Raw genomic sequence first — 323 nt, forward strand, 5'->3', positions numbered from 1 at the left:
CAGCAGCAGGGCTGGCAGAAGACCCTGGAAGGCAATATGCAGACGTATCAGGCCATCGGTCAGATGGCCCAGCAGGCAGCACAGTTCCTGGCTGATCTGGCGCAGAAGCGGGCTGAGAAGGCCATTGCCGAAGCCATGCAGGAGCGTGACCGCAAAGTCGCCGTCTTGCAGCAGGAGCTTGACACGTCGGTGATCGAAACGGAGCACTACGAGCAGCAGCGGCTGGCGCTGGCGCAGCATTACAGTGATCAGGTCAAAGCCGTTAAAGAGGCCGAAAAGCAGAAAATTTCGGAACTCGAAGCCTTCTATGCCGAAAAATCCGG

Annotated in this window: 1 protein-coding gene; it reads left to right on the top strand. The window is 57.9% G+C overall.

Features of this window, described 5'->3' with window-relative positions:
* Nucleotides 1-323: hypothetical protein (locus BLX24_RS33350; protein WP_177226033.1), on the top strand; the 323-nt coding region annotated here is incomplete at both ends.

Source organism: Arsenicibacter rosenii (assembly GCF_001870735.1).
Taxonomy (GTDB): domain Bacteria; phylum Bacteroidota; class Bacteroidia; order Cytophagales; family Spirosomataceae; genus Arsenicibacter; species Arsenicibacter rosenii.